This is a genomic window from Pseudomonas profundi, assembly GCF_008638305.1.
GTDB classification, from domain to species: Bacteria; Pseudomonadota; Gammaproteobacteria; order Pseudomonadales; family Pseudomonadaceae; genus Halopseudomonas; species Halopseudomonas profundi.
In genome coordinates, this window is record NZ_VTPZ01000002.1 from 391,707 (window position 1) to 416,291 (window position 24,585).

The following is a 24,585-nucleotide window of genomic DNA, read 5'->3' on the forward strand; positions in this document are numbered from 1 at the left end:
ACCACCGGCCTGGTCACAGGTAGTCATTGCCATTCGTCGCCGCGTCTATTACCTGCTCCTGCTGCGTCTATGCTCTGTTAGAGGGCGCACATCGCTACCCGTACAGGAAATCAGTCAACAGTTGAGGAGGTATTTGATGAAGACACCGGAACCGGAGCCGCTCTCTTGCTGGAACCGGGATTCCTCCTACGGACGTCTATTGAGAAGGCTGGATCAGGCAATGGATATGGCACGGACCCGGCAATGGCTGGATGGTCAGCCGCCCGGTCTCACCGAACTGGAACTCAGTGGTTTAAGCAAGGAAGACGTAAGGCTGCTTTGGCGGATCCTCGATACGCTCGAAACCGGCCAGCAGCCATTACCCAACTATCACACCCTAGACCGCTCGACGTCTGAGCAGGCACAGCAGCAAACCACCCACCATTAATACTCCCAGGGGCCAGCTCTTCCAGCGCAAGAAGGGAGTCTGCCCCTCCCTGGGTTGGACCTCACCCTTCAACGCGAGCGCAGCGAACTGCGGAATCTGCTCGCGCAACTTACCCTGGTGATCAATCAGTGCCGTGACGCCGTTGTTGGTGCCGCGAATCATCCAGCGACCGCTTTCGATCGAGCGCATGCGCGCCATCTGCAAGTGTTGCAGCGGCCCGATTGACCTGCCAAACCAGCTGTCATTACTGATCGAGATCAGCAACTGGCTTTGTGCGGCAAGGCGAGCGGAAAAATCCGGATACACTGCTTCGTAGCAGATAAAAGGTGCCAGCTCATAGCCCATGGCGCTTAAGGGTGCCTGCTTGGCCGGACCACGGGAAAAGCTCGACATGGGCAGGTCGAAGAAAGCGATCACGCCGCGCAGCCATTGCTCCAGCGGCACGTATTCACCGAAAGGCACCAGTTTGTGCTTGAGATATTGATTGCCCTCGTCGCCAGCAATGCTGATGCCGTTATAGATGCGCATTTCGTCACCCTGACCCTGGTCGACCGGGATGCCGGTGATCAGCGTTGTGCCGCGTTCGGCCAGATTGCGCGCCATGCCCTGTACGAATGGCAGCGCCTGGCTTTGCAGCACGGGAACCGCAGTCTCTGGCCAGACGATCAGATCCACCGGACCCTGCGCATAGCTCATGTCGCGATAGGTGGCGAGGGTATGATCGATGTGTGCAGGATCCCATTTACGCGATTGGGCGATGTCCGCCTGGATCAGCGCAACGGATAACGGTTTACCCGCCGGCGAGGTCCACTCCACCGCATTCAGCAGCCAGCCACCGAGCCATATCGCCAGCAGACTGATGCCACCCAGCATAGCCTGGCGCGGCTTGGTCCAGAGCCTGGTTTCACTGAGCAGGCAGGCGCTCAGTACGCTCAGCAAGCCGACCAGCCATACCCCGCCGACTGGCGCCCAGCCTGCCAGCCATGTGTCGGTATGCGCGTACCCGTGATACAGCCAGGGAAAGCCGGTGAGGAACCAGCCGCGGAACATTTCGGTGGCGATCCATAGCAACGAAAAGCCGAAGCACGCCAGCCATATTCCGGAAGCCGGCCGCAGCCAGCGTGACCAGACCCAGGCCATGAGTGCCGGAATCAATGCCAGCCCGCAGACGAACAGGGCGGTGAGCAGGCCAGCCAACGCTGGCGGTGCGTAGCCATGCACGTGAATGCTGACGTAGACCCAGGAAACCCCGGTGGCGAACAGCCCTACACCCCAGGCCCAGCCCCGCAGCACCGCCTGACCGCCGCTGACCTGCTTCAGTCCCTGATAGAGAAGGGCTACCGAAACAAGGCCCAGCGGCCACAGGTTGAAGGGGTTGAGCGACAGCGTGCTCAGCGCGCCGGCAAGCAGCGCAACTACATGTCCAGGCCAGCCGGGGTTACGTAGCCAGTCGATGCATCGGGAAATCACTTGATCAGATGCCTCAGGCAGGGACGACGGTTACCCGTAGCAGATGGACGCGGCGGCTATCGGCATTCAGCACTCGCACACGGAAGCCGTCCAGTTCGACCACTTCGTTGCGCTTGGGTAAATGACCGAAAGCATTCATGACCAAACCGCCTACGGTGTCGAACTCTTCATCAGGGAATTCCGTCTCGAAGTGTTCATTGAACTCGTCGATCGGCGTCAGCCCCTTGATCAGGAAGTCTCCGCTGGGCAGCGGTTTGATGAAGCTGTCATCGTCAACGTCGTGCTCGTCCTCGATGTCGCCGACAATCTGTTCGAGTACGTCCTCGATTGTCACCAATCCGGAAACGCCGCCGTATTCATCGATCACGATCGCCATGTGGTTGCGGTTGGAGCGGAATTCCTTGAGCAGTACGTTGAGTCGCTTGGATTCCGGCACACAGGTGGCGGGACGCAGGATGTCCTTGATGTTGTAGCGGTCGACGTCGCCTTCCAGCAGTAGGGGCAGCAGGTCCTTGGCGAGCAGGATACCCAGCACATCGTCAATGCTTTCACCGATGACCGGATAACGGGAGTGTGCTGCTTCGATCACCGCAGGCAGAAATTCCCGCGGATTCTGGGTGGCTTTGATGGTGGTCATTTGCGAGCGAGGGATCATGATGTCCCGCACCTGCATATCTGACACCTGCAGAGCGCCTTCAATAATCGACAGGGCCTCAATGTCCAGGACTTCGTTGGTATGTGCTGCGCGCAGTAATTCCAGCAGTTCCTGGCGATTCTGGGGTTCATGGACAAAAGCCTGGGCTATCTTATCCAGCCAGGTCTTGTGTCCGTTGGTCGATCGGTCTTCGCTCATGGGTCCTTACTCGTCGATGGAAAGATAGGGGTCGGAAATGCCCAGTTCGCCCAGTAACTGGCGTTCCAGTGTCTCCATTTCCTCTGCTTCGGTGTCTTCAATATGATCGTAGCCGAGCAGGTGCAGGCAGCCATGGATAACCATGTGCGCCCAATGGGCCTCGGCGGTCTTGCCCTGTTCCGCCGCTTCTTGCAGCACAACGGGGACGCAGATCACCAGATCACCCAGCAGGGGAATGTTCAATTCGGGGGGCAGGTCGGACGGAAAGGACAATACGTTGGTAGCGTAGTCCTTTCCGCGGTACTCGTGATTCAGTTCACGGCTCTCGTCGGCATCAACCAGACGGATAGTGAGTTCATGGCCGGGTTTGCCTCGCAGGGCTAGCCCGGCCCAGCGTCTGAGGCTTTCGTCGTCAGGTTGACCACTGGCCTCGGTTGCGCGCTGGATGTCGACTTCAATCGCGTCACTGTTCATGACTGCGGTCCTTGCGCTCCTGCTTCAACTTCTCCCGCAGTGTCTCCTGCTCGCTGTCGAAGCGGTCATAGGCCTCGACAATGCGTTGCACCAGCGGGTGACGCACTACATCCTTGGATTTGAAATGGGTGAAACCGATACCCTTGACGCCTTTGAGGACCTCAGCCACATGAGACAGGCCGGACTTTGTGCCGCGTGGCAGGTCAACCTGGGTGACGTCGCCGGTAATGACTGCGGTTGAGCCGAATCCGATACGGGTCAGGAACATCTTCATCTGTTCAAGCGTGGTGTTCTGGCTTTCATCCAGAATAATGAAGCTGTTGTTCAGCGTACGACCACGCATGTAGGCCAGTGGCGCGACTTCGATCACCTGACGCTCAATCAGCTTGGCGACCTGCTCGAAACCGAGCATTTCGTAGAGCGCGTCGTAAAGCGGCCGCAAGTAGGGATCGATCTTCTGCGACAGGTCGCCGGGCAGAAAGCCGAGTTTTTCGCCGGCTTCGACGGCTGGACGAACCAGCAGGATGCGGCCGATCTGTTCGCGTTCCAGCGCATCAACCGCGCAGGCGACTGCCAGGTAGGTCTTGCCCGTCCCGGCCGGCCCGATCCCGAAGTTGATATCGTGTTCCTGAATCGAGCGCACATAGCTCTGCTGATTCGGACCACGTGGCTGGATGGTCATGCGTTTGGTACGCAGCACCACAGGCTTGTGCGAATCGGTATGCAGGGCTTCACTGAGATTTTCGAGGCCGGATTCCTGGAGGAACAGATGAACGGTATCGGGCGTCAGCTCTGCGTCCCGCGTTTCACGGTAGAGCTGGCGCAGCACGGCTTCGGCGGAGCGGGTGATTTCCGGATCGCCAATCAGTTCAAACTGGCTGCCCCGGTTGCGCACTTCGATGCCCAATCGTTGTTCGATCAGGCGGAGATGTTCGTCAAACTGGCCGCAAAGACTGGCAAAACGGCGAGAATCAACGGGTTCGATAGCGAAACGATGGATCTCGGAGGAAACGTTCAAGTTGGTCTGTTGTACCCCTTGGATTCAGGAAAACACAGCATAGCGCGCAATGCGGGCACTGCAAAGATCGGTGCCCTGGCAAATGTTTTGCGCGCTTTTACTGAAGAGTTACACGGTCGGTGAGAGTTCCGCGCAGCGAATGGGGAAGTGCTTCGTCAATCAGTACATCAACGAACTGCCCGATCAGCTGCGGATTGTCACTGCGGAAGTTGACGATCCGGTTATGTTCGGTGCGGCCCTGCAGCATCCCCGGATCCTTTTTGGAGTAGTCGGTGACCAGAATACGCTGGGTAGTCCCAGCCATGCGGCGGCTATTTTCGAAGCCCTGCTGGTTGATGCGATCCTGCAGCACTTTCAGACGCTGTTTTTTCACTTCCACAGGGGTGTCGTCGAGCAGATCGGCGGCGGGGGTGCCGGGCCGGGAACTGTAGATAAAGGAGTAGGAGAAATCGAATCCTACCTCCTCGATCAGCTTCATGGTCTGCGCGAAATCCTTTTCCGTTTCACCGGGGAAGCCCACGATAAAGTCGGAGCTGAGCAAGATGTCCGGCACCGCCGCTTTGAGCTTGCGGATCCGCGATTTGTATTCCAGCGCAGTGTGGTTGCGCTTCATTCCGGCCAGCACCCGGTCCGAGCCCGACTGCACAGGCAAATGCAGGTATTTCACCAGCTCAGGGACTTCCGCGTGGGCCTGGATCAGGCTGTCGGAGAATTCCAGCGGGTGCGAGGTCGTATAGCGGATGCGGTCGATCCCGTCGATGGCGGCGATAACGCGGATCAGCTCGGCGAGGTCGGCAACGCGCCCGTCGTGGGTCGCGCCACGATAGCCATTGACGTTCTGCCCGAGCAGGGTGATTTCACGCACGCCGTTCTCGGCGAGGTGTATCGCTTCGGCCAGCACATCATCGAAGGGGCGGCTGACTTCCTCGCCACGGGTATAAGGCACAACGCAGAAGCTGCAGTACTTGCTACACCCTTCCATGACCGAGACAAACGCGGTCGGTCCGTCCACCTGCGGCTCAGGCAAGCGATCAAACTTTTCAATCTCGGGAAAGGACACATCGACCTGCGGCTTGCGCGTGGTCCGTGCGGCGTCGATCATTTCCGGCAGGCGATGCAGCGTCTGCGGGCCGAAAACCACATCGACATAGGGCGCGCGGTCGCGTATCGCCGCGCCTTCCTGGCTGGCAACGCAACCGCCAACACCAATTATCAATCCGGGATTCTTGTCCTTCAGCGGACGCCAGCGGCCGAGTTCGGAAAACACCTTCTCCTGCGCTTTCTCGCGAATAGAGCAGGTGTTGAGCAAAATGACATCGGCGTTGTCCGGACGGTCGGTCAGTTCCATTGCCTGACCATCGCCGAGCAGGTCAACCATTCGCGAGCTGTCATACTCGTTCATCTGGCAACCGTGGGTCTGGATATAGAGTTTCTTGGCCATGGGAGATCTGCTGAGGGTATCGTGGGAAAGGCGCGATTATACACAGATGACCGGGCCTTTGTTACGCCCTGCGCTGTGGTATGATCCGCGCCCTGTTACAAGGTCTGTCGGCACTTTGATGGGCGCGGCATGCCAGATTCACCTTCCTGTTTTCCGGTTATACACCGCATTCACAAGAGCAATCCTGAATCACTCCATGAGCAAAGATAAAGAACCTATTTTTCGTGTGATCTTTCACAATCAGGGGCAGGTGTACGAGCTTTATGCCCGGCATATCTTCCAGAGCGAGCTGTGGGGCTTCCTGGAAATCGAGGAGCTGGTGTTCGGCGAGCGTTCCCAGGTGCTCGTCGACCCGGGTGAAGAGAAACTCAAGAATCAGTTCGATGGTGTCAATCGCAGCTTCATCCCCGCGCACGCGATCGTGCGCATCGATGAGGTCGAAAGCGTCGGTCAGGCAAAGATCAGTGAAGCCAAGGGCCACGTTGGCAACGTGATGAATTTTCCGTCGCCGCCGGGCTCGGGGCAGTAGAACCGGGGTCGGTCAGCCCTTGGGCGGAGCTGACCGGCCTGGGTCATTCCTGCGGCATCACCGGTACGCCGGGTTGCGCTGAATCGTTGCCATTAAAGAAACGGTCATACTCTTCCTTGCGTAGCTGGTTCAGGTAGTTGCGAAACAGGGTGCCGAGGACCTGCGTCGCCATCTCGATTTCTTCCCGGTTCATCTCCGTGGCAATCTTGTCGCTGGCATCCATCGCTTCATCCTGGCCATTGATCGCTGCCATCTTGAGGATGATGTAAGCCTGCGGCAGGTTCCGCTCGACGCCTTCTCCCTGGTAGTGCATCAAACCCAGCCGATACTGGGCAGCAGGGTGGCCCTGTACGGACGCTTCTTCGAACCACTCGAGTGCGGTGTCCAGATCCCGTTCGATCCGCTCGCCCTGATAGTACAGGTCGCCCATCTCGAATTGCGCCTGCATGTCGCCTTCGTCGGCAGCGGCCCGGCAGTTATCCAGTGCCAGCTCCAGGCTTTCATCGTCCACCCGGTTCAGCGCGCAGCGATCCTCGGCGCTTATCAGCAACGGGTTCCCGCTTTGCGCATTGACGAGCAGGGGGCTGAAAGCAAGGCTAAGCACCAAGGCCCGCATTGACGTCATCACTGGGTATTTCATCAATCGCTCGTCATCTGAATGTTCAGGCTCTGTGATTGGGTGCTGAGCAGGCCCAGCGCCAGACCCAGGGCGACAAATCCGGGAATCAGCCAGCTGGCTTGCTGGCTCGTTCTGAATAGCGCTTCCAGAGGCATTTCATAGTCCAGCAATCCCGGCGCCAGTAAAAAGCCGGCAGCGATTACGCCGAGCGCTGCAGCCAGCCGATGGCGACGAACATTCAATAGCGCAGCAAACAACAGGGCAGCCACGCCGACCAGATTAACCAGCCAGTGGTACTGCTGCTCCAGCTGCATGCGCCTGGCCAGTTCAAAAAAAGCCATCAGACCGAGGATGATCTGGGCCCAGGTCATCGGCTTCCAGTGTAGCCCCAACGCCAGGAACAGGCAGGCCATCCCCAAGAGCGGCAGCGACAGATGCTGAGCGGCGAGGCCCAGCATGCGCTGGGCGTGCACCAGGCCATGCTGATTCATGCCCAGTTCGGTCAGCACCAACAACAGGGCAGCGGCGGCAGCCAGCAACAGTCCGACGAGGCCTGCGGTTAATGCCCCGCGAGCCGGTAGATGCAGCGGCTGGCGATGCAACCACAGCCAGGCACTCATCCCGAGCAGGCTGGTCGTCAGCGCAACGTACACGAATAGCGTCATAGGGCGGCGAAAGCTTTCTCGGCGGCATCAAGGGTCAGCTGCAGCTCGGTGTCGCCGTGGGCGATCGAGGTGAAACCGGCTTCGAAGGCGCTTGGTGCCAGATAGACGCCGTTCTCCAGCAGCACGTGGAAGAAGCGTTTGAAGCGTTCCGCATCGCTGGCCATGACATCCTCGAAGGTGACGATGTTATCTGCGCCCGAGAAGTAAAGGCCGAACATGCCCCCCGCCTGGGTGGTGATGAACGGTATACCGGCTGCATCGGCCCGCTCCTGGAGGCCGGTCAGCATACGACTGGTGTAATCGGTCAACTCGTCATGAAAGCCGGAACGCTGAATCAGCTTCAGAGTGGCCAGGCCGGCCGCCATGGCCAGCGGGTTACCGGAAAGCGTGCCTGCCTGATAGACCGGACCCAAAGGTGCAATCACCTCCATGATTTCGCGCTTGCCGCCAAAGCATCCCACTGGCATGCCACCGCCGATGATCTTGCCGAAGGTGGTCAGGTCCGGCGTGACGCCGTAATACGCCTGCGCACCGCCGAGGGCAACGCGGAAGCCGGTCATGACTTCGTCGAAAATCAGCACCACGCCGTGCTGGTCACACAGACTCCGAAGACCCTGCAGAAAGCCTGGCGCTGGCGGCACGCAATTCATGTTGCCGGCCACCGGCTCGACGATGATGCAGGCCACGTCGTTGCCGACTTCCGAGAGCATCTTCTCGACCTGGGCAATGTCGTTGTAGGGCAACGTCAGGGTGTGCTTGGCGAAATCGGCAGGCACCCCGGCGGAGCTGGGCACGCCCTGGGTCAAGGCGCCGGAGCCTGCCTTGACCAGCAGACTGTCAGAGTGACCGTGATAACAGCCCTCGAACTTGATGATGCTGTCGCGACCGGTATAACCGCGGGCCAGACGAATGGCGCTCATGGTGGCTTCAGTGCCGGAACTGACCATGCGCACCAGGTCCATTGAGGGCACGAGCGAGCACACCAGATCGGCCATTTGCGTTTCCATCTCGGTCGGCGCGCCATAGGACAGGCCATGGTCAAGTTGACGGCGTACCGCATCCAGTACATCGGGATGGCTGTGGCCCAGAATCATCGGACCCCAGGAACCCACATAATCGATGTAGCGTTTGTCATCCTCATCGATGATGTAGGCGCCCTCGGCATGCTTGATGAACAGTGGCGTACCGCCCACGCTCTTGAACGCGCGGACCGGGGAATTGACGCCGCCTGGAATGTGTTTCTGAGCGTTGGAAAAAAGTACTTCGGAGCGGGACATGGCTTTTTCTCTTAAAGGGGTGGAAACAATTCGGTGAAACCGCGGGCCCGGCGTTCGACCTCCGCAGGTGAGTCAGCGGCGAACAAACCGTTGACCACGGCGATCATGTCGGCGCCGGCACCGATGAGCTGCGGCGCGTTATGCAGGGTAACGCCGCCGATGGCTACCAGCGGCAGGGCGAAGCGGCGACGTACCTCTTCCAGTAGCACCGGGGTCGCAGCCGGTGCGCCGGGCTTGGTGACTGACTGGAAAAAACGGCCAAAGGCGAGATAGCTCGCGCCGGCCGCTGCGGCTTGCTCGGCAAATGCCTGGCTGGCATGGCAGGTGGCGCCAATAATCACGTTGGGGCCAAGTTGCTGGCGCGCCTCACGCAGGGAGCCGTCATCGCGGCCGAGATGCAGTCCGACGCCGAGCTCGGCGGCCAGGGCCAGGTCATCATTGATAATCAGATGAGCACCGTAATAGGCGCACAGCGCCCTGAGTTGTGTCGCCTCGTCCAGCCGGCGCGCCGAATCGGCAGTCTTGTCACGATATTGCAGCAGACGCGCGCCGCCTGCCAGGGCAGCATCCACCCAGGGCAACAGCCGGTCGCCAGGCAACAAGGCATTGTCAGTAATGGCGTACAGACCGCGCAGGGTCTGGCTCATGAACAGAAGTCCAGGGGCAATCGGCGTGGCACATACTGCCCGTGGCCGGGCTGCTCGGCGTCGCGCAGCGTACGCCAGGTGTAATCAAGTGCGGTCCTGACCGCGCTGACCAGCTCTTCGCCCAGGGCCAGCCGACCGGCCAGCGTGCTGGCCAGCGTACAGCCGGAGCCGTGGTAGCTACCAGGCAGGCGTTGGCAAACAAAGGTGTGCTGTTGTCCGTCACGGCAGTAGAGCCGGTTATGGACCTCGCTTTCGTCGCCGTGGCCTCCGGTGATCAACAGATTCTGGCAGTAGGGCAGCAGTTTGGCGGCACAGGCATCAGCGTCGCCCTCGGGCAGTTCCGCGAGGATGCGTGCTTCGGGCAGATTCGGCGTGGCGATACGGGCGGCTGGCAACAGGCGCTCACGCATGGCGTATCCGACATCGTCCTTGCCCAGCGAACCGCCGCCCCCGGCGCGCAACACCGGGTCGCATACCAGAGGCGCGTGTTCAAGCTGTTGCATCAGCTCCAGCACGGTATCGACCATCTCGACGGAGCCAAGCATGCCGAGCTTTACCGCCGAGATCGGCATGTCGGCGATCACCTTGTTGGCCTGGGCCAGGACCCATTCGCGATCCAGCACGCGAAAGTCGCTGACATCCAGGGTGTCCTGGACGGTCAGAGCGGTGACAGTTGGCGCAGCGTGACAACCCTGTGCAATCAGTGCTTCTATATCTGCCTGCAGACCAGCCCCACCGGACGGATCATGACCGGAAAGGCACAGCACTACAGGGCGGGAAGGAGTAGGTATATTCATGGCTCAAGCTTATCATCAAGCACCCGGTTGCGGCAGCCAGCGGCCGGGCTAAAGTGGTTAAAGCGTTTCGTTCGCTGCGCCAGTTGCTGCTGGTCCCGGTAAACGTTCGCCCCGAGCAAAAAACAATAACAATCCTTGATGGGACATTGTCGAATGAAAGCGATCAACCAGTGGTTCGATGAATACGGTGAAAGCCATGTCGATCCGGTCAACAAGATGCTGCACTGGATCTGCGTGCCGCTCATAACGTTCAGCGTGCTGGGTATCTTCTGGGCAATTCATCCGGCGGTCGCGATGCTTGCTGTGGCGCTCGCTCTGGCGTTCTACGTGGCGCTGTCATGGCGCATCGCGGTAACCATGTTGCTGGTAAGCATGCTGATGCTGCTGGTGCTGAGCCTGATGACCAATGTGTTGGTCCCGTCACTGGCGATTTTTGTGGTGGCCTGGATCGGCCAGTTCATCGGACATCACATCGAAGGGCGCAAGCCGTCGTTTTTCAAGGACATACAGTTCCTCCTGATTGGCCCGATCTGGTTGCTGGGGTTCGTTTTTCGCTCGCTGGGGCTGCGTTACTGACCTGAGGGCTGTCCCCACGAAGATCTGAGCGGCGGCTGCGTGAAGGCTCTGTCTGATGTTGCGCGTCAGTGCGGCGCCAGCGCCTGATCGAAGAGTTTGTGCATGAAACGGCTTATGGTCTGGTTGGGTCCGTATATGGCCGCCAGACTTGCATCCGCCTGAGCGATATGGCGGAGCAGCTGTTTGCGCGCCGCATCCGGGCCGAGGAGCGCCACCAGGGTGGACTTGCCTTCATCCTTCAGCGGGTCTTTTCCGGTGTCGGGCGCGCCATCGCGCAGATCGTCCAGCAGCTGAAACGCCTGGCCCAGCTCCTGAGCGAAGTCTGCCAGGGTCCGCTGCTGTGGCTCGGTAGCGCCGGCTACCAATGCAGCCATGTTCAGGGTTGCAGCGAAGAGCACGCCGGTCTTCAGGTCATTGGTGGTGGCAATGTCCTCCGCGGACCGCTGGGTGGCTCCTTCGCGCAGGTCCTTGTACTGCCCGTGCACCAGCCCCTGCATACCCACTGCATTGGCCAGTTCGGTAACCAGCTGAGCGCGCAGGGCCGCAGAAACATCCGGTAATGAAGAAACCAGACTGAATGCCTTGGTCAGCAGGGCGATTGCAGCCAGCACGGCCACGTCCTCACCATACTCCCGATGGATGGTCGGCCGCCCCCGGCGCAATTGGGCGTCGTCCATGCAGGGCATATCGTCGATGATCAGTGAGCTGGCGTGGACCATCTCCACCGCGCATCCCAGGTCGATTAGCGAGGGTGAGCTGGAACCCAGCCCCTGCGCGGCCAGCACCAGCAACAGGGGGCGTACGCGCTTGCCCGCAGGCAAGACACTGCCGCGCATTGCGTTGGCTACCTGATCCCCGCCATTCGGGTCCGCGGGCAGCCACTCGCCAAGGCGGCGATCAACCGCCTCTCTGATCGAATGCAGGTCTTGCAGGCCACTTTCCTCTGCTGCCACTGATAACGAATCCATAAGCACGCTGCTCCAGTCGGCGGTCCCTCGATCACGGTCACTTGACGGCTGAACTGTAGCTGAAAAAACTGTTCAGAATTGACGTTCGCACTTGTTTGCAAAGTTAGCCCACATCAGGAGGTGGAGAAGTTTCCTTGCAATGCAATGACACCTGCGCCCGAAAAAAAATCCCTCGGTGAAGGAGTGTCCATGGCCCATGGAGAGCTGGTTGACCGCAAGAACGATCATCTGGATATCGTGCTGGATCCCGGCCGCGCCATTTCGCCGATGGATAATTCTTTCAGCGCCTTTCGCCTCGAACACTGCGCACTCCCTGAACTTGACCTGGACGCCATCGACCTTAGCCAAACGTTTCTGGGCCGAACACTGCGCGCTCCCGTGCTGATCAGCTCCATGACCGGCGGGGCCGAGCGCGCACGCGGCATCAACCTGCACCTTGCCGAGGCAGCCGAACAGTTGGGCATCGCGCTGGCAATCGGCTCCCAGCGCGTGGCCGTCCAGACCGGCGTGGACCATGGTCTGACCCGCGAGTTGCGGGCCAGGGCACCGAGCGTACCGCTCCTTTCCAACATCGGCGCGGCGCAATTGGCCGAGCCTCAGGGCATCGGCTGGGCCCAGCGTGCGGTGCAGATGATCGATGCGGATGCGCTCATCGTGCACCTGAATCCGTTGCAGGAGGCCGTACAGGGCGGAGGTGACCGCAACTGGGTGGGCGTGCTGGCCAGCCTGAGGCGCCTGGTCCGCGAGCTAGACGTCCCGGTGGTCGTCAAGGAAGTCGGCGCAGGCATTTCGGCAAGTGTCGCGGCGAGCCTGGCGGATGCCGGCGTCGCCGTCATCGATATCGCCGGCGCGGGCGGGACCAGCTGGGCCGCGGTCGAGAGCGAACGGGCGGCCAACGAAGCCGACCGTCGCGTTGCACATGCCTTCACCAGCTGGGGAATCCCCACACCGTACGCCATTCTTGGAGCGCGCCGGGCGCTGCCGCGGAGCATACTGATCGCTTCGGGCGGCATACGCGACGGCGTCGATGCCGCGAAGGCAATTCGTCTCGGTGCCGATCTGGTAGGGCAGGCGGCCGCAGTCCTGCACGGCGCGACCCAGTCGACCGAGGCGGTGGTCGCCCACTTCCAGATACTCATCCGGCAGCTGCGGATCGCCTGTTTCTGTACTGGCAGTGAGAATCTGGCGGCGCTCAGGCAGGCACCGATCTACCGTGACGGCACCTTGCTGGAGCCCTGGACGTGAGCCACTTCGGGGTCGTGGCGCCGCCTTTCCCGAGTCATTTCAAGGTATTCCAGGCGCTCGCCATCGAGCTGATCGAGCGGGGTCATCGCGTCACTTTTTTCCATCAGGCAGATACTGCGGCCTGGCTCGACGATGGGCGGATCGGTTTTCATACCCTCGGATGCGACACACACCCGCCGGGCAGTCTCGCCGCGACGCTGCGCTGCGCGGCCAACCCAGGCGGGGTGCTGGCACTGCGCCGGCTCATCGGCGATATGGCGCGGACTACCGATATGCTCTGCCGTGAGCTGCCTGCCCAGCTCGATGCGCTGGGTATCGATGCGCTGCTCTGCGATCAAATGGAAGCCGCCGGTGGACTGGTCGCCGAGGGCTGTGGCCGGCCCTTCGTATCGCTTGCCTGCGCCCTCCCGGTCAACCGCGAGGCTGGGGTGCCGCTGCCGGTCATGCCAATGGCCTACGAAGACAGCGAGCGGGCGCGGCAGATCTATCAGGGCAGTACCCGGGTCTACGACTGGCTGATGGGTGCTCACCGGCAGACGGTGGCCCGGCATGCGCAGCGTTTCGGGCTGTCGCCCCGCGAGGGTCTCCACGAGTGCCTCTCGCCCAGTGCGCAGATCAGCCAGACCCTGCCCGGTTTCGACTTCCCTCGTCGGGCGCTCCCGGACCACTTTCACCATGTGGGCCCGCTGCGCTCGGTCGAGGAGGTCAGTCGGCCGCTGATTATCCAGCCAGACCCCGATAGGCCGCTGGTCTTCGCCTCGCTGGGAACCCTCCTGGGTCACCGTTTCGGCTTGTTCAAGCGGATCGCCCGGGCCTGCGCCGGGCTCGATGTGCAATTGCTGCTGGCCCATTGCGGCGGCCTGGATGCAGGACAGGAAGATCAGCTACGGCGTGCCGGCGCGACCTGGGTCACCGATTTCGCGCCGCAGCAGGCAGTACTCGAGCAGGCTAGCGCGGTGATCACCCACGGCGGCCTGAACGCGGTTATGGATGCCATTGCCAGCCGCACCCCCATGCTGGTCACGCCCATTGCCTTCGATCAGGCCGGCGTGGCTGCTCGCGTCGAGCATGCCGGCATCGGTCTGAAGGCGTCGCCTCGTTTCGCCGGGCCCGGCACGCTGCGCAAAGGACTGGAGCGGCTACTGCAGGGCAGCGAGTTTTCAGCCGGGCTGGAGCGGCTTCGCAAGCAGGCACTCGTCGCCGGTGGCACCCGCGCCGCGGCTGATATTGTTGAACAGGCATTGCGCAGCGGCCGTCCGGTGCTCGCGGTGAACGCTGCGTGAGTGCCGCCTGGGATCTGATCCTGGTCGGAGCCGGGCTGGCTAATGGGCTGATTGCCTGGCGGCTCAGGCAGCTGCGCCCTGAATTGAGGGTGCTGTTGCTCGAGGCCGGTGCGGTGCCCGGCGGCAACCACACGTGGTCGTTCCAGGCCTCGGACCTGACGTCCGCGCAGCTGGAGTGGCTCGATCGGCTGATCGGTGCCCGCTGGGACGGCTACGAGGTACGTTTCCCGACCCTGCAACGACAGCTCGAAAGTCCTTATTGCAGCATCTTCTCTGAACGCTTCGCCGAGGTCGTTTCCGTCGATCTGGGCGACTGTTTGCGCACGTCCACCGCGGTCCGGTCGCTGGGCCCAACCTGGGTAGAGCTTGAAAGCGGCGAGCGCATCGAGGCGCAGGCCGTTATCGATGGGCGGGGCGTCGAGCGCAGCCCGCATCTTGCTCTGGGTTACCAGGCGTTCGTAGGCCAGGAGCTGCGCCTGACGAAGCCCCATGGTCTGACGCGGCCGATTCTCATGGATGCCACAGTGAGCCAGGGGCAGGGCTACCGTTTCGTCTACGTGCTGCCCTTTGCTCCGGATCGTCTGCTCATCGAGGATACCCATTACATCGATGCGCCAGTGGTGGACGACGGGCTACTGCGCGAACACATCGCTGCCTACGCCAGCGCTCAGGGCTGGTCCGTCGCGCAGGTGCTGCGCGAGGAGCAGGGCGTTCTGCCGATCACCCTGGCAGGCAACTTTTCACAGTTCTGGCAGGCCGCAGAGGGCCAGCCCCGTAGCGGGCTGCGCGCGGGGCTCTTCCACGCCACCACCGGCTATTCGCTACCGCATGCGGTGCGTCTGGCGGAAATGATCTGCGATGCGTCAGAGCTGGATGCCGGGTCGTTATTTAGCTGTATCCGGAGTCAGGCCGAGCAGGAGTGGCGCCGTCAGGGGTTCTTCCGCCTGCTCAATCGCATGCTGTTCCTGGCCGGCAAGCCGGAACAACGCTGGCAGGTGATGCAACGCTTTTACGGGCTGCCCGCGGATCTCATACAGCGTTTTTACGCAGGCCGGCTCAGTGCGCCGGACAAAATGCGCATCCTGACCGGGAAACCGCCAGTCCCGGTGCTGGCCGCTGCCAGAGCGGCGATCGCCGTTACCCCACAGCAGATAAGGAATAGAGCATGAAGGCTGATAAGCGCGCTGTGGTCATCGGCGCCGGCTTCGGCGGGTTGGCACTGGCTATCCGCCTGCAGGCGGGAGGTTACCAGACCACGGTGTTGGAAAAGCGCGACAAGCCGGGCGGCCGTGCTTACGTATACGAAGATCAGGGTTTCACTTTCGATGCAGGGCCGACAGTGATTACCGACCCCTCGGCCCTCGAAGAGCTTTTCACGCTGGCAGGCAAGCGCATGGAAGACTACGTTGAGCTGCTTCCGGTGGCGCCGTTCTACCGGCTTTGCTGGGAAGATGCACCGCCCTTCGACTATGCCAATGATCAGGCTGAGCTGGATCGCCAGATTGGCGAGCGCAGTCCGGAGGATGTGGAGGGCTATCGCCGTTTTCTGGCGTACTCAAAAGACGTGTTCCGGGAGGGCTACCTCAAGCTGGGCGCAGTACCTTTTCTGTCGTTCAGGGACATGGTGAGCGCCGCACCGCAACTTGCACGGCTGCAGGCCTGGCGCAGTGTCTACAGCATGGTGTCGCACTTCATCAAGGACTCGCATCTGCGCCAGGCGTTCTCGTTCCATTCACTGCTGGTGGGCGGCAACCCCTTCGCCACCTCGTCGATCTATACCCTGATCCACGCTCTGGAACGGGAATGGGGGGTGTGGTTTCCACGGGGCGGCACCGGCGCGCTGATCAACGGCATGGTTCGGCTGCTGGAGGGCCTGGGCGGCAGGGTCGAATTGAATGCCGAGGTGGCTGATATCGAGGTGCGCGATAACCGCGTCCGGGCGGTCAGGGTGCAGGATGGTCGCCGCTTCGAACTGGATGCGCTCGCTTCCAACGCCGACGTCGTGCACACCTACGACCGCCTGCTGCGGCGCCATCCGCGCGGCCCCAGGAACGCCCGGGCGCTCAAGCGAAAGCGCTTCAGTATGTCGCTATTTGTAATCTATTTCGGGCTGAGCAAAGTGCCGGAAAATCTTCAGCACCATACCGTCTGTTTCGGCCCGCGCTATCGCGAGCTGATCGACGAGATTTTCAAGAGCGAAACCCTGGCCGGCGACTTTTCCCTCTACCTGCACGCCCCCTGCGTGACCGACCCCTCGCTGGCGCCGCCTGGTGGCAGTGCTCATTACGTACTGGCGCCTGTGCCTCATCTCGGTAATGCGCCAATCGACTGGGAGGTTGAAGGGCCGCGCTATCGGGACCGCATCCTCGACTATCTCGAACAGCACTACATCAAGGATCTGCGGGCGAATCTGGTCACCTGCCGGCATTTCACCCCTTTTGATTTTCGCGATGAGCTCAACTCGCACCTGGGGTCGGCGTTCTCGCTGGAACCGATCCTCACCCAGAGCGCATGGTTCCGCCCGCACAATCGGGATTCGGAGATTCGCAATCTGTATCTGGTCGGTGCGGGCACGCATCCGGGCGCCGGCGTACCCGGCGTTGTCGGCTCGGCCAAGGCGACGGCCGGGCTGATGCTGGAGGACAACTGATGGACGCCCTGGCCGACCACGCGACCCGCACCATTCGCGCTGGGTCCAAGAGTTTTTCCGCCGCATCGCGTCTGTTCGAGCCGGACACCCGGCGCAGCGCCGTGCTGCTCTACGCTTGGTGTCGCCATTGCGATGATGTGATCGACGGTCAGCTGCTGGGAATGGAGCAGGCCGGCGCGGCGAGCACTGCGCAGGAACGTCTGGCCGAGCTGGAGGATGCTACCCGGCGGGCCTATTGCGGAGAGCAGATGAACGATCCGGCCTTCGCCGCCTTTCAGGCGGTAGCCATCAAGCACGCTATCCCGCAGCGGCACGCACTGGATCACCTGCGCGGCTTCGCCATGGACGTCGAAGAGCGGCGCTACCTGCGCATCGAGGACACACTGGAATACTGCTACCACGTCGCGGGTGTGGTAGGCGTGATGATGGCGATCATTATGGGTGCGCGGGATGAGCCGACACTGGACCGCGCCAGTGATCTGGGTATTGCCTTCCAGTTGACCAACATCGCCCGCGACATCATCGAGGATGCGGCGATCGGACGCTGTTACCTGCCGGCGGACTGGCTTGAGGAGTTCAGGATTTCCCCGCACGAGCTGGGCCAGCGTCGCCATCGTCCAGCCGTGGCGGTGATGGCGAAACGTCTGGTGGAGATGGCCGAGCCATATTACGTTTCAGCCCTACAGGGACTGCCCGCGCTGCCGCCAAGATCCGCCTGGGCCGTTGCCACCGCCCATGGGGTTTACCGCGAGATCGGAGTCAAGGTGGTCGAACGGGGAGAGCAGGCCTGGGACAGTCGAACCTTCACCAGCCGGGCGGATAAGCTGCGACTTGTAGCGCGAGGCGGCTGGCAGGTCTGGGCTGCGCGCCGGCGTGAACCTACGCCGCGCCCGGCTCTTTTTCGCCGTCCCCGGTAGCCTCGTCGTTACGAGCGAGGCGCCCATGGTGCAATTCCCGCAACTGACGCCGCAGCGTGGGAACCGGTGGTGCGATCAGAAAACCGAAGGATACACAGCCCTCCCGACCCTGAACGGCGTGGTGCATCAGATGCGCCTGATAGAGGCGTTTCAGGTAGCCGCTGCGCGGTACATAGCGAAATGGCCAGCGGCGGTGAACCAAACCGTCGTGGGCCAGGAAGTAAAGCATGCCGTAGGCCGTCATCCCGGCGCCAATCCACTCCAGCGGAGGGTGGCCTGCGGTACCCAGAGCAATCAGTACGATGGCCACCCCGGCGAAGACCACCGCGTACAAATCATTCTTCTCGAACCAGCCGCTACGCGGCTCGTGATGCGATTTATGCCAACCCCAGCCCCAGCCGTGCATCACATATTTGTGCGCCCACCAGGCGAAGGCTTCCATTCCCGCAACAGTGGCGAGAAATACCAGTAGATTAGTCAACAGCCCCATAAGCTGAGCTCCCGGGAAGTGTCAGTGGCCATTCTAGATTGAGTCGCCAGGGCTGGGCAGGGTCATTGGTCCGCAGGTTCTGGGTCCGCAGTCGTATTCGTGTCCTTAACGGGATCGAGCGCCTCTAACGCCAGGCGCAGAGCAGCGGCGGAGTCGAAGCGCTGCCGCTCGACGATCCGGCTGTCTTCCAGTTCAAGCCAGAGTACCTCGCTGCGCTCCTCCACATACCGGCTTGCCACCTGATCCTCCCGGTCCAGGAGAATGCGGTACGGTGCAGAGCGCATGGAGGGGACCATCATGCGGTTGGCTATCAGCCGGGGGACATGGGTAATGTCTGCAACGTATACCACCTTGCGCTGCGCCAGCCAGCCCTCTGGCTGGTCCTTGATCGCATCATTTACCAGCCCTGCAGCGCCCTTGCTTGCAGCGATAAGCATGACGCGTTCGTCCGGGTCGAAGGTGTAGGGCTCGTCGAACTGATCGGATAGGGTCCATGGCTCGATATGGTCAGCGGTCTGCGCGGTGGGTTGGTCCGCCTGCACTGTGGGAATCAGCAGCAGGCTCAGGGCGAAAAGCAGCGTTTTCATGAAGGCTCCGACTCGGTTTGCGTGCTTCCAGAATAGTCGCAGCGGGTGAAGGCGTCATACCCAATGAGCACCCCGGTTCCGGCGTGCGCGCTAGATCGGTTAATTTGGCGTCTTTGGCGTCAGTTCTCGCCAGTGTCCGGGTTGCAGGTCATCCAGCGCCCAGTCGCCGATGCGCACGCGCACCAGACGCAGGGTAGGCAGACCAACCGCGGCGGTCATCCGCCGCACCTGGCGGTTGCGGCCTTCGCGAATGGTTATTTCAAGCCAGCTGGTAGGAATGCTTTGGCGAAAGCGCACCGGCGGATCGCGCGGCCATAGTTCGGGCTCGGCTATCACTGCGACCTCTGCCGGGCGGGTTGGCCCGTCATTCAGCACCGGACCTTTACGCAAGTTTTCCAGCTGTTCGTCGGATGGAGTTCCTTCCACCTGTGCCCAATAGGTTTTCGCCAGCTTGTGCTTTGGATCGGTAATCCGCGCCTGCAAGCGACCGTCGTTGGTTAGCAGCAGCAATCCTTCGCTGTCTCGATCCAGCCGCCCGGCGGGATAAACGCCGCTGATGTCGATGAAGTCCTTCAACGTCGCGCGGTCCTGCCCGTCGGTGAACTGCGTCAGTACATTGAACGGTTTGTTGAAGGCGATAAGACGCGGATTGGCTGGCGGCGCGATTGGTTTGCGACGTGGTTTCGCCAGGGGGCGCTTGGCTGCGAAGGGCTTTCTTGGGTTTTGCATGGATGAGTACTGCAGCGTAAAGCCAGCCATGCTAGAGCGGTTGGTGACGCAGGTCCAGTAGCGTTTGGTGCGTCGCCCACCAACTGTCAGGATTACGCAAGACGCAGTGAACCCATCCCTGGGGGCTTGGTGAAAACATCCCTGTTTTCAACACTTGCTTCACCCTGGCAGTCGGCGGGCTTGGCCGCGCATCGGCGTGAGACAGAGATCGGAACCGCTTTCGATCTTCCTATCAGGCGACTCGAATGTTGTTGCGAAGCGGGGCGACAGGGTTGAGCCGACCGTGCGATGACAGGGATGTCATCGACGAGCTTACAGGGACGTACTTGCAGCGTGTCGGCGCGGCCCTGACGACTCGCGGCAGCTGACTCCGTAACGCCACCAAACGAATACCTGTATTGCTTGAGATAGTTGCGGATAGCGTGAGAGGTGGCCCGGAGGAGGGCAGCCCGCCGGCTGTCAGGCTTGCGCAAGACGCCGTGAATTCATCCCTGGAGGCTTGACGAAAACATCCCTGTTTTCAACACTTGCGCCACCCTGACAGCCGGCGGGCTTGGTCGCGCATCGGCGTGAGGCAGAGTTTAGAACCGCTTTCGATCTTCCTATCAGGCGGCTCGAATGTTGATGCGAAGCGGGGCGACAGGGTTGAGCCGACCGTGCGATGACAGGGATGTCATCGACGAGCTTACAGGGACGTACTTGCAGCGTGTCGGCACGGCCCTGTCGTCACGCGGCAGCTCACTCCTTATGCTCCAATGAGCGTTATCGTCCTTTCCCCATGCAGAACGTCAGTTCTGCATGGGCGCCGAACGTGCCACCAGCGCCTCGACATCAAGACCGCGGGGCAGCGTGCCAAAGGCATGCCCGCGCCCTTCGAGACGGCTGGCGATGAAGGCGTCGGATACTGCCTGATTGCCCGCATCCAGCAAGAGCTTCGCCTGAAGCGCAACGGCAATATCTTCGGTCAGCTGACGGGCGCGGTACTGAATGTCGTCCTTGTCGGCGAAAGCCTGCTGCAGACGCTGGATATGTGCCGTAAGCCGGGCGTCGCCCTGGCCATTTCCAAGCTCGGCAAAGAGCGCGTCCAGCACGCCGGGCTCCTTCGACAGTGCGCGCAGCACATCAAGGCATTGCACGTTGCCGGAGCCCTCCCAGATGGAATTGACCGGCGCTTCACGATACAGGCGCGGCAGGATGGTGTCCTCGACATAACCTGCGCCGCCGAGGCATTCCTGTGCTTCGTTGATCATTGCCGGGGCGCGTTTGCAGATCCAGTATTTGCCGATGGCGGTGACCAGGCGCGCAAATTTCGCTTCCTGTTCATCGTGCGCGCTGTCCAGCGCCTTGCCCATGCGCATGGTCAGCGCCAGCGCGGCTTCGCTTTCCAGCGCCAGGTCGGCCAGCACGTTCTGCATCAGTGGCTGCTCGACCAGGGGACGACCGCCCACCTGGCGATGCGTGCAATGGTGAATCGCCTGGATCACGGCCTGGCGCATCAGCGAGCTGGAGCCGATCATGCAGTCGAAACGGGTCAGCGAGACCATCTCGATAATGGTCGGCACGCCGCGCCCGTCTTCGCCCACCATCCAGGCCAGCGCCCCCCGGAACTCCACCTCGCTCGAGGCGTTGGCCCAGTTGCCCAGCTTGTTTTTCAGGCGCTGGATATAAAATTCATTACGCGAGCCGTCCGGTCTGTGACGCGGCAGCAAAAAGCAACTCAGGCCCTTGTCGGTATAGGCGAGGGTAAGGAAAGCATCGCACATCGGCGCTGAACAGAACCACTTGTGGCCGACCAGCTCATAGGCTTCGCCGGGACCACCGAGGCCAACCGGATGGGCGCGAGTGGTATTGGCGCGCACATCGGTGCCGCCCTGTTTCTCGGTCATCGCCATGCCGATGGTGGCGCCCGTCTTCTCGGCAATCGGCAGGTTGCGTGGGTCGTATTCGCGGGACAGTATCTTTGGTAGCCAGGCGTCGGCCAGGTTTGGCTGCAGGCGCAGCGCCGGAACGCAGGCGTAGGTCATGGTCATCGGGCAGCTGGTGCCGGCTTCTGCCTGGTTATGCAGATACATGGTTGCGGCGCGCGCAACCTGCGCGCCGGGGCGCGGGTCAGTCCATGGTGCAGAGGTAATCCCGGCGGCGATGCCCGCTGACATCAATTCATGGTAAGCGGGATGGAACTCGACCAGATCAATGCGATGGCCATAGCGGTCATGGCTTTTGAATTCCGGCTTGTTTTCATTAGCCAGAAAGCCGGCCGCCATCAGGCGACCGCCAGCCAGCTCACCGTAGCCGGTTAACGCTTCGTCAGCCCAGCCGCCGTCATAACGCCTTACCCATTCCTGCAGCGGAAGATCCGAGCGGTAGAGGTTGGTGCCTTCCAGTGGCGGCACCTGATTGGTGACTTCGTGGGTTTCCGCGAGGATATCGAGGCTCATGGGCATACTCCTGGCTGCTGACGCAATGGGACGAGCTAAGCCTTGAGCATGCCACTATTGAGACGCCAGCGAAACTGGTCCGCTGCGCGCTGAATCAGCGGACATCAGCCGTCAACGCGGCCGATAATGATGGCTTTGATAATAAAACCGAGCACACCCAGGCCGAGCGCGAAGAACAGCACCATGGTGCCGTAACGGCCGGCTTTGGATTTCTTGGCCAGGTCCCAGACGATGAACCCCATGAAAGCCACCAGGCCAAATAGCAAAAGGGGCATGGCAAGCGCTTCAAACTGCTGATAATCCAAGTGATTGCTCCTGAAAACGAAAAGTCGCTGCGCATTGTACCGGTCCCGGTTGATGCGCTCAGCTTTGATTGATGCTGGTTTATTGAGGAGTGATATGCGCCAGTGGAAGTTCAGTGGACGCGACGATTTTGTGCAGCATGAAACTGGACCGTACGCTGGAAACGCCTTCGATACGCGTCAGGGTGCCGAGCAGGAACTGTTGATAATGCTCCATATCCGGCACGACCACGCGTAGCTGGTAATCCGCGTCCATGCCGGTGACGAGGTAACAATCAAGCACCTCCGCGCAGCCCTTGATCGCCTTTTCGAACCCCTCGAAACGCTCAGGCGTGTGTCGGTCCATGCCGATCAATACGAAGGCGGTCAATTTCAGTCCCAGGCGAGCCGGGTCCAGCAGGGCCACCTGGCGGGTTATGTAACCGGTGTCTTCGAGGTGTTTTACCCGCCGGGAACAGGGCGAGGGTGACAGGCCTATACGCTCAGCCAGCTCCTGGTTGCTGATACGAGCGTCGCGTTGCAGTTCGGCGAGAATTTTGAGGTCATAACGGTCGAGATTGTGCTCATTCATGGTGATGCCTTCTAAAATTGCAGAGAATGCGAGATATCAGGTTTTAATTGCTGGATGGTAAGCTTATTGTGCAATTTTAGACAAGAAATGGCGCTGCGGTCGGGGTACCATTGTTTCAAGTTTGAAGCCCGGACCGAACAGTCCAACCTCTCCTTCAACCAGCAGGAGAAGCGGCGGCAGATCTTACCGGATACTGCAGCCACTCGGTCACCCAGCTCACAAGGCGTGGGAACAAGGCAGCATTTCACCAGAGTGCGAAACGGACAGAACACGAAAACGGCTGACCTTTGGGTCGGCCGTTTTCGTTTCAGGCCGGGTCGGTATGTACCAGCACGTCGGCCTGGGGGTAGGCTTTCTCGATGACCATGCGTACGTCTTCACCCAGATCGTGCGCCTGGGCAAGTGACATGTCCGCGGGTAGTTCAACGTGTAACTGCATGAACCAATGCTGTCCGGACTCGCGGGTGCGCAGGTCGTGTACGCCGACGACGCCGGGTACAGCCCGAGCCAGCGCCAGAGCATGGGCACGGACCTCATCGGGCAATTCATGATCCATTAATATCTGAGTGGCTGACAGACCGATCCGCACAGCGCCATAGGCGATATAGAGCGCAATCACCACACCAAATAGCGCATCCGCCCGGGCGATACCGTAGTAGGCAAGTATCAGCGCAACGATGATGCTCAGGTTCATCAACAGATCCGAACGATAGTGCAGGGCATCGGCGCTAATGGCCGTGGACTGGGTGTGCTTGATGACGTGGCGTTGAATCAGCAGCAGTCCGATAGTAGCGGCAATGGATATCAGCATGACCACTACGCCGAGCCAGGCTGCTTCAAGCGGTTGGGGGTTAGCCAGCCGTTCGATGCCCTGAATGAATACCAATATGGCCGAGCCGCTGATAAACGCGGACTGAGCCAGCCCGGCCAGCGCTTCGGCCTTGCCGTGACCGAAGCGATGTTCCCGATCCGCGGGCTTGAGCGAGTAGCGCACTGCAAACAGGTTGATGATCGAGGCGCCCGCATCCATGAACGAGTCAATCAGTGAGGCCAGCAGGCTCACCGACCCGGACATCAGCCACACCGAACCCTTGAGCACGATCAGGGTCAGCGCCACGGTCACCGAAGCGTAGGTGGCGAATCTAAGCAGTCGGCTGCGGGCCTCGGGGCCAAGAATGGTCTCGGTGGCCATCAGGCGCGCTGCGGGGGTAATCCGAGCAGGGCCAGTTCCTGATGATCCGGTTTGTCCATCTGTTGGGCGCGTTCCAATGGCAGATCCAGATTCAGTTCCTGCTTGATGATTGCCTTGAGCTTCAGTTGATCCACTTGCCCCTGGGCATCGACGGCCTCGTTGAGGCGCTCTGGAGCGATACTGTAGCGCTGGTCGGGCAGATAAATCGCGCCGGTCGCAAAGTCCACTGCAAAGGCCACGATCCCGGGCACCAGATAAAACAGCAGTCCGATGGCGTTGAGGGCGGCTATGCCAGGATCGATATTGCCCTGAATCTGCCCCCGGCGCTCGGGATAGAAAATGGTTCCGCAGGCAGCAAGCTGGGTAGCCAGCGCGGTGGTGAGCAATACACAGGCCAGTGGTTTCAGACGCATCAGTCAA

27 protein-coding genes are annotated in these 24,585 nt (G+C 61.0%); 8 read left to right on the forward strand and 19 right to left on the reverse strand.

Annotation, left to right across the window (positions count from 1 at the left end; genetic code table 11):
• Window positions 1-136: 136 nt before the first annotated feature.
• Window positions 137-427: a hypothetical protein gene (locus tag FZE95_RS04790; protein ID WP_150299681.1), complete on the forward strand. Its 291-nt coding sequence runs from the start codon at window positions 137-139 to the stop codon at window positions 425-427.
• Here the strand turns inward: FZE95_RS04790 and lnt are convergent.
• The 5 genes from lnt to miaB form a co-directional block, all read right to left on the reverse strand.
• Window positions 377-1,882 (reverse strand): apolipoprotein N-acyltransferase, encoded by a 1,506-nt coding sequence (gene lnt, locus FZE95_RS04795; protein WP_150299762.1) that lies wholly within the window; start codon window positions 1,880-1,882, stop codon window positions 377-379. The two genes, FZE95_RS04790 and lnt, sit on opposite strands and share 51 nt — an antisense overlap.
• A gap of 28 nt (window positions 1,883-1,910) precedes the next feature.
• Complete coding sequence (locus FZE95_RS04800; protein WP_150299682.1) at window positions 1,911-2,750, reverse strand: HlyC/CorC family transporter; 840 nt, start codon at window positions 2,748-2,750, stop codon at window positions 1,911-1,913.
• A gap of 6 nt (window positions 2,751-2,756) precedes the next feature.
• Window positions 2,757-3,224 carry an rRNA maturation RNase YbeY gene (ybeY, locus tag FZE95_RS04805; RefSeq protein ID WP_150299683.1) on the reverse strand — a complete coding sequence of 156 codons (468 nt, stop codon included), beginning with the start codon at window positions 3,222-3,224 and terminating at the stop codon, window positions 2,757-2,759.
• Window positions 3,214-4,242: a PhoH family protein gene (locus tag FZE95_RS04810; protein WP_150299684.1), complete on the reverse strand. Its 1,029-nt coding sequence runs from the start codon at window positions 4,240-4,242 to the stop codon at window positions 3,214-3,216. The genes ybeY and FZE95_RS04810 overlap by 11 nt, the downstream gene beginning before the upstream one ends.
• A 97-nt stretch (window positions 4,243-4,339) precedes the next feature.
• Window positions 4,340-5,683 (reverse strand): tRNA (N6-isopentenyl adenosine(37)-C2)-methylthiotransferase MiaB, encoded by a 1,344-nt coding sequence (gene miaB, locus FZE95_RS04815; RefSeq protein WP_150299685.1) that lies wholly within the window; start codon window positions 5,681-5,683, stop codon window positions 4,340-4,342.
• 196 nt (window positions 5,684-5,879) lie between these two features.
• On the opposite strand from miaB, the gene FZE95_RS04820 reads away from it, so the two are divergent.
• The gene (locus FZE95_RS04820; RefSeq protein WP_150299686.1) at window positions 5,880-6,212 is read left to right on the forward strand and encodes a DUF1820 family protein; all 333 of its coding nucleotides are present in this window, start codon (window positions 5,880-5,882) and stop codon (window positions 6,210-6,212) included.
• A 43-nt stretch (window positions 6,213-6,255) separates the two neighbouring features.
• On the opposite strand, the gene FZE95_RS04825 is transcribed toward FZE95_RS04820, so the two are convergent.
• The 5 genes from FZE95_RS04825 to FZE95_RS04845 are packed head-to-tail and all read right to left on the reverse strand — an operon-like array spanning window position 6,256 to window position 10,217.
• Entirely contained in the window at window positions 6,256-6,852 is a 597-nt protein-coding gene (locus FZE95_RS04825) for a tetratricopeptide repeat protein (protein WP_223824964.1), read from the reverse strand.
• Entirely contained in the window at window positions 6,852-7,496 is a 645-nt protein-coding gene (locus FZE95_RS04830) for a hypothetical protein (protein WP_150299687.1), read from the reverse strand. Before FZE95_RS04830 ends, FZE95_RS04825 begins: the two co-directional genes overlap by 1 nt.
• Entirely contained in the window at window positions 7,493-8,773 is a 1,281-nt protein-coding gene (gene hemL, locus FZE95_RS04835) for a glutamate-1-semialdehyde 2,1-aminomutase (RefSeq protein ID WP_150299688.1), read from the reverse strand. Before hemL ends, FZE95_RS04830 begins: the two co-directional genes overlap by 4 nt.
• Before the next feature lie 11 nt (window positions 8,774-8,784).
• Window positions 8,785-9,420 carry a thiamine phosphate synthase gene (thiE, locus tag FZE95_RS04840; protein ID WP_150299689.1) on the reverse strand — a complete coding sequence of 212 codons (636 nt, stop codon included), beginning with the start codon at window positions 9,418-9,420 and terminating at the stop codon, window positions 8,785-8,787.
• Entirely contained in the window at window positions 9,417-10,217 is an 801-nt protein-coding gene (locus FZE95_RS04845) for a hydroxymethylpyrimidine/phosphomethylpyrimidine kinase (RefSeq protein ID WP_150299690.1), read from the reverse strand. Before FZE95_RS04845 ends, thiE begins: the two co-directional genes overlap by 4 nt.
• A 153-nt stretch (window positions 10,218-10,370) precedes the next feature.
• Between FZE95_RS04845 and FZE95_RS04850 the strand changes: the two genes are divergently transcribed.
• Window positions 10,371-10,793: an Mpo1 family 2-hydroxy fatty acid dioxygenase gene (locus FZE95_RS04850; protein WP_150299691.1), complete on the forward strand. Its 423-nt coding sequence runs from the start codon at window positions 10,371-10,373 to the stop codon at window positions 10,791-10,793.
• A 65-nt stretch (window positions 10,794-10,858) separates the two neighbouring features.
• Here the strand turns inward: FZE95_RS04850 and FZE95_RS04855 are convergent, their stop codons facing one another.
• Window positions 10,859-11,761 (reverse strand): polyprenyl synthetase family protein, encoded by a 903-nt coding sequence (locus tag FZE95_RS04855; RefSeq protein WP_150299692.1) that lies wholly within the window; start codon window positions 11,759-11,761, stop codon window positions 10,859-10,861.
• A 189-nt stretch (window positions 11,762-11,950) separates the two neighbouring features.
• Between FZE95_RS04855 and fni the strand changes: the two genes are divergently transcribed.
• Genes fni through FZE95_RS04880 form a run of 5 tightly spaced genes read left to right on the forward strand, consistent with a single transcriptional unit; the run spans window position 11,951 to window position 17,856 of the window.
• Complete coding sequence (gene fni / locus FZE95_RS04860; protein ID WP_150299693.1) at window positions 11,951-13,006, forward strand: type 2 isopentenyl-diphosphate Delta-isomerase; 1,056 nt, start codon at window positions 11,951-11,953, stop codon at window positions 13,004-13,006.
• Window positions 13,003-14,289 (forward strand): glycosyltransferase, encoded by a 1,287-nt coding sequence (locus FZE95_RS04865; RefSeq protein WP_150299694.1) that lies wholly within the window; start codon window positions 13,003-13,005, stop codon window positions 14,287-14,289. The genes fni and FZE95_RS04865 overlap by 4 nt, the downstream gene beginning before the upstream one ends.
• A complete protein-coding gene (gene crtY / locus FZE95_RS04870) occupies window positions 14,286-15,458 on the forward strand; it encodes a lycopene beta-cyclase CrtY (RefSeq protein WP_150299695.1) in 1,173 nt (390 codons plus the stop codon). Before FZE95_RS04865 ends, crtY begins: the two co-directional genes overlap by 4 nt.
• Entirely contained in the window at window positions 15,455-16,939 is a 1,485-nt protein-coding gene (locus FZE95_RS04875; RefSeq protein ID WP_150299696.1) for a phytoene desaturase, read from the forward strand. Before crtY ends, FZE95_RS04875 begins: the two co-directional genes overlap by 4 nt.
• Window positions 16,936-17,856: a phytoene/squalene synthase family protein gene (locus FZE95_RS04880; protein WP_223824973.1), complete on the forward strand. Its 921-nt coding sequence runs from the start codon at window positions 16,936-16,938 to the stop codon at window positions 17,854-17,856. Before FZE95_RS04875 ends, FZE95_RS04880 begins: the two co-directional genes overlap by 4 nt.
• On the opposite strand, the gene FZE95_RS04885 is transcribed toward FZE95_RS04880, so the two are convergent.
• The 8 genes from FZE95_RS04885 to FZE95_RS04920 all read right to left on the reverse strand — a co-directional run bounded on the left by FZE95_RS04885 (window position 17,819) and on the right by FZE95_RS04920 (window position 24,578).
• Window positions 17,819-18,346: a sterol desaturase family protein gene (locus tag FZE95_RS04885; protein ID WP_150299698.1), complete on the reverse strand. Its 528-nt coding sequence runs from the start codon at window positions 18,344-18,346 to the stop codon at window positions 17,819-17,821. The genes FZE95_RS04880 and FZE95_RS04885 overlap by 38 nt on opposite strands.
• A gap of 62 nt (window positions 18,347-18,408) precedes the next feature.
• Window positions 18,409-18,933 (reverse strand): FAD/FMN-containing dehydrogenase, encoded by a 525-nt coding sequence (locus FZE95_RS04890; protein ID WP_150299699.1) that lies wholly within the window; start codon window positions 18,931-18,933, stop codon window positions 18,409-18,411.
• Between the two features lie 99 nt (window positions 18,934-19,032).
• Window positions 19,033-19,662 (reverse strand): pseudouridine synthase, encoded by a 630-nt coding sequence (locus tag FZE95_RS04895; protein WP_150299700.1) that lies wholly within the window; start codon window positions 19,660-19,662, stop codon window positions 19,033-19,035.
• 788 nt (window positions 19,663-20,450) lie between these two features.
• Entirely contained in the window at window positions 20,451-22,100 is a 1,650-nt protein-coding gene (locus FZE95_RS04900; protein ID WP_150299701.1) for an acyl-CoA dehydrogenase family protein, read from the reverse strand.
• A 104-nt stretch (window positions 22,101-22,204) separates the two neighbouring features.
• A complete protein-coding gene (locus tag FZE95_RS04905; RefSeq protein ID WP_397387091.1) occupies window positions 22,205-22,405 on the reverse strand; it encodes a DUF2788 domain-containing protein in 201 nt (66 codons plus the stop codon).
• A 79-nt stretch (window positions 22,406-22,484) separates the two neighbouring features.
• Window positions 22,485-22,973 carry an Lrp/AsnC family transcriptional regulator gene (locus FZE95_RS04910; protein ID WP_150299702.1) on the reverse strand — a complete coding sequence of 163 codons (489 nt, stop codon included), beginning with the start codon at window positions 22,971-22,973 and terminating at the stop codon, window positions 22,485-22,487.
• A gap of 307 nt (window positions 22,974-23,280) precedes the next feature.
• A complete protein-coding gene (locus FZE95_RS04915; RefSeq protein WP_150299703.1) occupies window positions 23,281-24,165 on the reverse strand; it encodes a cation diffusion facilitator family transporter in 885 nt (294 codons plus the stop codon).
• Window positions 24,165-24,578 carry a polyribonucleotide nucleotidyltransferase gene (locus FZE95_RS04920; RefSeq protein ID WP_150299704.1) on the reverse strand — a complete coding sequence of 138 codons (414 nt, stop codon included), beginning with the start codon at window positions 24,576-24,578 and terminating at the stop codon, window positions 24,165-24,167. Before FZE95_RS04920 ends, FZE95_RS04915 begins: the two co-directional genes overlap by 1 nt.
• Window positions 24,579-24,585: the final 7 nt, after the last annotated feature.